This window comes from Pseudactinotalea sp. (assembly GCF_048594945.1).
In the GTDB taxonomy this organism is placed as follows: domain Bacteria; phylum Actinomycetota; class Actinomycetes; order Actinomycetales; family Beutenbergiaceae; genus Pseudactinotalea.
The window spans coordinates 1-8,063 of the sequence record NZ_JBMDXJ010000068.1 but is presented as its reverse complement, the minus strand read 5'-3'; the positions used below and the strand labels follow the sequence as shown (position 1 = coordinate 8,063).

General features: G+C 70.7%; 4 protein-coding genes and 1 pseudogene. 3 read left to right on the top strand and 2 right to left on the bottom strand.

The window, feature by feature from the left end; all coding sequences use genetic code 11:
* From ACOJSN_RS03115 to ACOJSN_RS03105, 3 genes are all read left to right on the top strand, one after another.
* The coding region (locus tag ACOJSN_RS03115; protein WP_420111050.1) for a DUF7594 domain-containing protein at positions 1–2,393 on the top strand (2,393 nt) is incomplete at its 5' end.
* Positions 2,390–3,553 carry a galactonate dehydratase gene (gene dgoD / locus ACOJSN_RS03110; protein WP_420111049.1) on the top strand — a complete coding sequence of 388 codons (1,164 nt, stop codon included), beginning with the start codon at positions 2,390–2,392 and terminating at the stop codon, positions 3,551–3,553. The genes ACOJSN_RS03115 and dgoD, both read left to right, overlap by 4 nt.
* 10 nt (positions 3,554–3,563) lie before the next feature.
* Positions 3,564–6,050, top strand: a complete 2,487-nt coding sequence (locus ACOJSN_RS03105) for a glycoside hydrolase family 2 protein (RefSeq protein WP_420111048.1) — start codon at positions 3,564–3,566, stop codon at positions 6,048–6,050.
* On the opposite strand, the gene ACOJSN_RS03100 is transcribed toward ACOJSN_RS03105, so the two are convergent.
* Positions 6,025–7,578, bottom strand: coding sequence for an ADP-ribosylglycohydrolase family protein (locus ACOJSN_RS03100; protein WP_420111047.1), 1,554 nt, complete (start codon positions 7,576–7,578; stop codon positions 6,025–6,027). The two genes, ACOJSN_RS03105 and ACOJSN_RS03100, sit on opposite strands and share 26 nt — an antisense overlap.
* A gap of 10 nt (positions 7,579–7,588) precedes the next feature.
* A pseudogene (locus tag ACOJSN_RS03095) lies at positions 7,589–8,063 on the bottom strand (hypothetical protein); the annotation flags it as partial.

The following is an 8,063-nucleotide window of genomic DNA, read 5'->3' as shown; positions in this document are numbered from 1 at the left end:
CGCTCGTCATCAACCCCGACGCGACCACCGGTCAGTCGACAACCGCGACGGGCAGCATCATCGCGACCGGCGCCGGGCCGGATGGCAGCTTCGCCGTGGGTGACCTCTCGGAGGCGTACGCCTCGCAGGGCGTGACGAGCTGGCAGCGGGGCGTGGCGATGATCGACGGCCGCAGCCGCTTCCTCGTGCAGGACGAGCTGACGGCGACCTCGCCGGTGGACCCGTGGTGGTTCATGCACACCAACGCACAGATCGAGGTCGCGGCGGATGGCCAGAGCGCCACGCTCGAGCTCAACGGCCGCACGATGCTGGCCCGGCTGCTCGACGCCCCGGCCGGTGCGCAGTTCTCGGTGATGGACGCCGTGCCGTTGCCGACCTCGCCGAACCCGGACGGGCAGACAGCGAACGCGGGGGTGCGCAAGCTTGTCGTCACGGCCGATCCGACGGCGCAGTTCCGGCTCAGCGTGCTGCTGGAGCCGCTCCCGACGGGCGAGCCCGGACCGCTGCCGGCGGTCACCGACCTGGCGGACTGGAACGTCGAGCCGGCAGGTCCGGCTGAGCTGAGCGACCTGCAGGTGGATGGCGAGACGGTCGCCGGATTCTCCCCTGACGGCCGCACGTACCTGCTCGACCGACCGGGGGGCGCGGGCCTGCCCGTGGTGAGCGCGACGGCCGCCGCCGGCGCGGCGGTCACCATCGACCAGGTCGATGCGCTGCCGGGGGAGGCGCAGGTGTGCGTCGCCGAGGGCAGCGAGCCGTGCGCCGCCCGGTACACGGTGGCGTTCGCGGACCCGTTCGCGAACGATGTGGTGGCGAGTGTGGTGGGGACCAACCCCGCCGAGCGCGCCACCGACCACGACCTGAGCACCTTCTGGTCGGCACAGGGCGATGGCCACTGGATCCAGGCGAACTTCGATGAGCCTCGTACGGTCGACGGCGTGGGGTTGGCCTGGAGCCTGGGCGATCAGCGGGTGTATGACGCCGAGGTCCAGACCTCGCTCGACGGCGTGACCTGGAGCGCGGCCACCCCGGCGGTGAGCTCGGGCACCACGCTGGAGATCGAGCGGCACGACCTCACACCCGTGCAGGCGCGCTACGTGCGCGTGGTCGGGTACGGGAACTCCGCGAACGCATGGAACTCGCTCTCCGAGCTGCGGGTCTACTCGGGGGAGCAGAGCTGGCCCGAGGCGCCGCAGCCGGAGGTCCGGATCGCGTCGCTGGACCTGGGCGCCGGAGTGCTGCAGGTCGATCTGCAGGACATGGCCGAGCTCTCGGTGTCCGCCGGCTACAGCGACGGCTCGAGCGTGGCGCTCGATCCGACCGACGTCGCGATCACCAGCTCCGACCCGGCTGTCGCCTCGGTCACCGCGGACGGCCGTGTGCTCGGTGTGGCTCCCGGCAGCGCAGCGATCACCGCGCGGTTCCGGGACGACGACGGATACCTCGCCTTCGCGCGGCTCGCCGTTCAGGTGGTCGACCCCACCCAGATGACGATTCCCGCGGTGCGCGATGGCTACGTGCGTGATGGGGAGTGGTCCGATGACAGCTTCGGTCACCTCTCGGCGATGAGCGTCAAGGATGGCCGCAGTGCCGTGGGCTACACCCGGCAGGCGTTCCTCGCGTTCGACCTGACGGACGTGCCGGTGGAGAACCTGGTCTCGGCCACCCTGCACGTGTGGTCCTCCGTGGCGGTCGATCGGACGATGGAGGTGGCGGTGCACCAGGCCGGCACCGACTGGACCGAGCCGGGCCTGACGTGGAACACCCGACCAGCGATCGAGTCCACCCCGGTAGGCACGTTCCTCTCGCCGTCCAGCAGAGAGGAGCTCACGGTCGACGTCACCGCGTTGGTGCAGAGCGAAGCGGGCGGCGAGCTCGGGTTGGCGCTGCTGCAGGCGGCAGGGGACACCCAGGCACACGGTGCATCGGTGCTCAGCCGCGAGTCGGGCGCGACCGCGCCGGTGCTGGAGCTCGTGCTCGCTGACGTGCCGTGCCAGAACGAGATCACCGGAACCCACGGTGGGCCACTGACGGTGTCGGGAGGGGAGGCGATCTGCGTGAGCGATGCCGACCTCAGCGGACCGGTCACGGTCGTCGACGGCGGGAGCCTGGTTGTGACGGGCTCGCAGCTGACGGGGCCGGTGCGGGTGGACGGCGATGCTCACGTGGTCATGACCGACACCGCCGTGACCGGCCCGGTCAGCAGCACGGGCGCCGGTGCGGTCCAGTGGTGGGAGGACGTGGCGGTGACCGGCCCGGTGCAGATCGCGGCGGGCAGCGGCAACGTGGTGCTCGCCGACGTCACGATCGAGGGTCCGATCACGTGCTCGGGCAACGCCCGGGTGCCGGTTCTGCTGGGAAGCACATCGGCGAGCACCGGGAGCTGCGGATGAAGCTGGCCAGCCTGACGACCTACGTCTGCGATGCCTACCGCACCAACTGGGTGTTCGTCCGGCTCGAGACCGAGGATGGACTGGTCGGGTGGGGCGAAGCCACGCTCGAGTACCGGGAGCACACGGTCGAGGCGGCCCTGCATGCGCTGGAGCCGAGCGTGGCGGCGTGCGACCTGAACGACATCCAGAGCTGGTGGCAGCACGCCTATCGCGATGCGTACTGGCGTGGCGGCGTGGTGCTCACCAGCGCGCTCTCGGGCATCGAGATGGCACTGTGGGACCTCAAGGGCAAGGCACTTGGGGTGCCGGTCCACCAGTTGCTCGGAGGTGCGGTGCGCCGCGAGGTGGACTGCTACGCGAACGCCTGGTTCGCGGGGGCGCGCAGTGCGGCCGAGTTCGCAGAGCGGGCCAGGGCGGCGGTCGACTGGGGATATCGCGCGCTCAAGTGGGACCCGTTCGGCTCGGCGTTCCGCACCCTCGATCGCGGCGAGCTGCGGCAGGCGCTCGAGGTGGTCGACGCCGTCGCGGCCGCCGTCGGCGACGATGCGGACCTGATCATCGAGGCGCACGGGCGGTTCGAGGTGCCCACGGCGCTGCGCATCGCGCGGGCACTTGAGGAGTACGAGGTGCTGTGGCTCGAGGAGCCGCTGATCCCGGGCAACGCCGCGGCACTCGCTCAGGTGCGGCAGGCCACCTCCACACCGATCGGCACCGGTGAACGCATGACCACGCGCTGGGACTTCCGCGAGGTGATCGACGCCGGTGCCGCGGATGTGTTGCAGCCGGACGTCTCGCACGTGGGCGGGATCTGGGAGGCGCGCATGGTCGCCGGCCTGGCGGAGATGGCGCAGATCGGGTTCGCGCCGCACAACCCCTCGGGTCCGGTCGCGAACGCTGCCACGCTGCAACTCGCGGCGTGCGTGCCGAACTTCGGCCTGCTCGAGACGATGGCGACCGATGTCCCGTGGCGCTCCGAGATCGTGATCTCCGAGGAGCCGGTGCGAAGCGGCCGGGCGGCGATCCCGACCGCGCCGGGCCTGGGCATCGAACTAGACGCCGATGCGCTCGCGCGGTTCCCGTACGTGCGCCATGACCTGCGCCACTACACGGGTGCGCTGACCGAGATCCGGCCGGTCGGTGCGGTGGCCCGGCATGACTAGCGTGACTGCCGTGACGACTCGAACGGTGCTCGGTGATGGATGGCAGTTGCGGCTCGCGGGCGCACCTGGACCCGGTGTGCCACCGAACGTCGAGGCGGCGCTGCCGATCCCGGCACGCGTGCCCGGCACGGTGCACCTCGACCTGCTGGACGCCGATCTGATCCTCGATCCCTACCTTGACGACAACGAGGAGGTGCTCGCGTGGATCGGTCACCAGGACTGGCTCTACGAGTGCGATATCGACGCGCCTGCGCACTGGTTCGCCGACGGCCGGCTGCGGACCGGCACCGCCGTGCACCTCGAGTTCGACGGGCTCGACACCGTAGCCACGGTGAGCCTCAACGGCACCGAGATCGCGCAGACGCAGAACATGCACCGCCGCTACACGGTCCCGTTGGCTGACACCCTGCAGGTGGGAAGCAATCGGCTGCAGGTGCGATTCGACTCCGCCTGGCGCCACGCGGAGGCGTACCAGGAGCGGTCCGGCGCGCAGCCGAATGCGTACCCGACGCCCTTCAACTTCATCCGCAAGAACGCGAGCAACTTCGGGTGGGACTGGGGTCCCACCCTCGTCACCGCTGGGGTCTGGCGGGAGGCGCGGCTCGTGCACGTCGACGGCGGCCGGCTGGCCTCGGTCCGCCCCACCGCCACGGTCGAGAGCTCCGTGGGCACGGTGGTGCTGGACGTCGAGGTCGAGGTGCCGCCAGGCGCTCCTGAGATCCTTCACCTCACTGCCACGATCGATGGCGGAACCGCACGGGCCGACGTTGCTGCCGGCACCGCTCGGCTTCAGATCGACGTACCCGACCCCCGCCTGTGGTGGCCCGTCGGACTCGGAGACCAGCCCCTCTACGAGGTGAGCCTCACGCTCACGAGTGCGGACGCCGTCGTCGACCACCACACCACACGAGTGGGCTTCCGAACCCTGCGGCTCGTGACCGAGCCCGATGAGCACGGCACGTCCTTCGGCTTCGAGATCAACGGCGCACCTGTGCCGATTCGGGGCGCCAATTGGATCCCCGACGACTGCTTCCTGCCGCGCGTGGATCGCAACCGGCTGAAGGCACGGATCGGCCAGGCGGTCGAGGCCAACCTCAACCTGCTGCGCGTCTGGGGCGGCGGCGTGTACGAGAGCGAGGACTTCTACGCCGAGTGCGACGAGCGTGGCGTGCTCGTGTGGCAGGACTTCCTCTTCGCGTGCGCGGGCTATCCCGAGGACGAACCGCTGCGCAGCGAGGTGATCGCCGAGGCGAAGGACAACGTGGCTCGGTTGATGCCGCACCCGAGCCTCGTGCTGTGGAACGGCAACAACGAGTGCCTGTGGGGCTTCCAGGACTGGCAGTGGCAGCCGATCCTGCAGGGCAGGGAGTGGGGTCGCGGCTACTACCTCGAGGACCTGCCTGCCGTGGTGGCGCAGATCGATCCGTCACGTCCCTACTGGCCGGGCAGCCCGTACTCAGGGTCCGAGGACCTTCACCCCAACGATCCCGCGCATGGCTGCGCACACGAGTGGCGGGTGTGGAACCGGCTCGACTACACGGAGTACCGCTCGGTCGAGCCACGGTTCGTCTCGGAGTTCGGGTGGCAAGGCCCGCCCACGTGGTCCACGCTCACCCGAGCCGTGCACGACGACCCGCTCACGCCGTCCTCACCGGGGATGCGGCACCACCAGAAGGCGGAGGACGGCAACGGCAAGCTCGCCCGGGGCCTGCAGACTCACCTCGACGTGCCCACGGACATCACCGACTGGCACTTCGCGATGCAGCTGAACCAGGCGCGCGCGATCGCGTTCGGGCTCGAGCACTTCCGGTCGCTGCGGCCGAAGAACCAGGGCGCGATCGTGTGGCAGCTGAACGACTGCTGGCCCGTGACGTCCTGGGCCGCGGTCGATGGCGACGGCCGCAAGAAGCCGCTCTGGTACGCGCTGCGGCAGGCGTTCGCCCCGCGTCTGCTCACGGTGCAGCCTGACGCCGGCGGTGGCCTGGTGGCAGTCGCGGTCAACGACCTCAGTGAGCCGTGGCAGGAGGAGGTCACGGTCTCCCGGATCCGCGTCGACGGCACCGTGCAGGCCAGCGGCACGCTGACGCTGGCGGCGCCCGGCTTCGGCGCGTGTCGCCTACCGTTGCCGGCCGCGCTCAGTGAGCCGGGCGACGTGAGCGCCGAACTGCTCGTGCTCACCTCGTCCAGCGGCGCCCGCGCCATCCACGCATTCGCGGAGGATCGAGATCTCGCGTACCAGCCGCTCGATGTGGAGGTCGAGGTGGAGCGCACCGGCGAGGACGTGGTCGTGAGCATCACCGCCCGCGGGCTGGTGCGTGACCTGTGCCTGTTCGCCGACCGGGTAAGCCCGGAAGCCGAGGCGGACCAGGCCCTGATCACGCTGCTACCGGGGGAGTCCGCCGCCATCCGGGTCTCGAACGTGCCGCCCGGACGCGAAGGCGAACTGACGCGTTATCCCGTGCTGCGCGCCGTCAACGACCTGGTGCGTCACCGCTGACGGGTGCGGCACCGATCGGCTCCGTGGTTGTTCGCATCGCGAACGGGACCCAGAGCATCGAGGGCCGTTCGGCCAGACCCACGACCCACTCGGCCACGTCACGATGCCGCGGCGGCCGCCGGATCGCGATCGTCAGCTCGTGCGCGCCGGCCGGCAGGTCGATGTCGATGAACTGGCCCAGTGGCGCACTGTGCGGTGAGGGGAACAGATACTGGCTGCCTTGCGCACCGAACAGGTACCCGCCGTCGAGCCACACCCGCATGTGCTCGGTGCAGTTGACCACGAGGCGCACCTGCTCCGAGCCGCGGCCATCGAGCGGGTAGGTGAGCAGCAGGATCGGCGAGGCGAACTCCTCACGGCGCATCCGTGTCCACGTGCCCGGCAACTCGGTCTGCTCGGACGGGACCCCGAAATCGGGCAGCGGAGCGCCCGGGTGCGGCAGGCCGGTGAGATCGCGGCCCTCCCACGTCTCGCGATCGGTGCTCACCCAGGCACGCCCGACGGCGAGGCCTCGGACCGATGTCGGCTCGCCGCCATCGGGGGCTGGATCAGGGGCACGGCCGGCGATCCGGTCGCGCAACCGCGCCACCAGATCGGCGAACGCGGCGATGCTCGGCGGCGCCTCGATGCCGGTGATCTCCGGGTTGAGGACCAGGTCGTCGCCGATGGGTGCGAGCCAGCGGGCGGGGATCGAGGCGGGATCGAGGATGGCGAGCAGAGCGCCCACGGTCGCTGTGGTGGAGTCGGTGTCGAAGCCGCAGTTGTTCGTGATCAGGATCCGCTCGGCGAAGTCGTGACCGGCAAGCAGCCCGAGCACCACGAACCCGGTGTTAGGGCGGACGTCGGTGAAGTCGTCGCCGGCGTAGGCCGCCACGATCCGCTCCCGCACCGCCTGCCAGGACAGTCCCTCGGTGTGCCAGCGGCGCACGTCGCTGACCACGCCGGCGATCCCGCTCGTGGGATCGGTCGCAGCCAGCGCCTGATCGAGGATCCGCTCGATCGTGCCCCGTTCGGCATCGTGGTGCCGGAATGCGAGCGCCTGCATCCTCGCGAGCAGCTGGGCCGCCACGATGCCGTCACCGGCATGGTCGAAGCAGGCGTCCTCGTAGGCGTAGGCGGCGGCGAGGTCCGGGTCTCCGGGAGCCAGGCACGCCCACAGCTCGGAACGGATCGCCGCGCCTTCGCCGCACGTGAACCAGTTGTCGTAGCTCCCTGTCAGCGGCGGCTGCAGACCCTCGGCAAGGTTCCGCATGCCCACGCCGTACTCATTCCACGGGAACGCCACGTGGTCCGCCCACGCCTGCGCGAGCCGGTGCCGGTCCACGCGGGGCTCGGGCTCCTGGTCGAGCACGCAGGCGTACAGCACCTGCAGGTCGAGGTCGTCGTTGGGCACCATGCCGCTGGGTACCGGATGATAGAAGTCGGCGTCGAGCGGACCCTCGAGGCCCTCGAACGTCTGCCCGAGAGTGCCGCCCACGGCTTTGCCTCGCCAGCACGCGAGCATCTTCGACGCGTAGTCGTGGCTCATCGCGACAGCCTCACACGTCGAACGGCAAGCGGGCCACCCGGGGCCTGCCCGCGCCGCGGGTCCTGGCCACCGCGACGCCGCGCCCCTGCGGGGCTGTGCGACGTACCGAGGTCACCACGCCGCCCTGGCCGGGAGCGAGGGCGAGCGTGTCCGCCGGGCCCCCGACACCCGCGATCCGCACCTGGATCGGCTCGGCATCCAGATTGACCGCGTGCACAGCGGTGCGCCAACCCTCGCCGTCCCGTGTCGTGTGCGACGTCACCGAGAACGGCACGTCGTCGGCCACCTGCGTCAGGTCCACGTAGGTGGTCTCGACGCGGATGCTCCCCGGGTGCGAGATCCGCAGGATGGCGTGCGTGTGGGTGCGTTCCGGGAAGTAGCGGCGCCCTGTCGCGGTCACGCTGACCTCGAGCTCGTGGTCCCACGCGACCTGGAGGCGGATGCTCCCGCGCGTCACGGCGAACCAGGTAGCCGTGGTGCTGACG

Bases quoted from the DNA above. Each gene is read 5' to 3' on its own strand.
- ACOJSN_RS03100 (WP_420111047.1), bottom strand. From the start codon at position 7,578: ATGAGCCACGACTACGCGTCGAAGATGCTCGCGTGCTGGCGAGGCAAA.
- dgoD (WP_420111049.1), top strand. From the start codon at position 2,390: ATGAAGCTGGCCAGCCTGACGACCTACGTCTGCGATGCCTACCGCACC.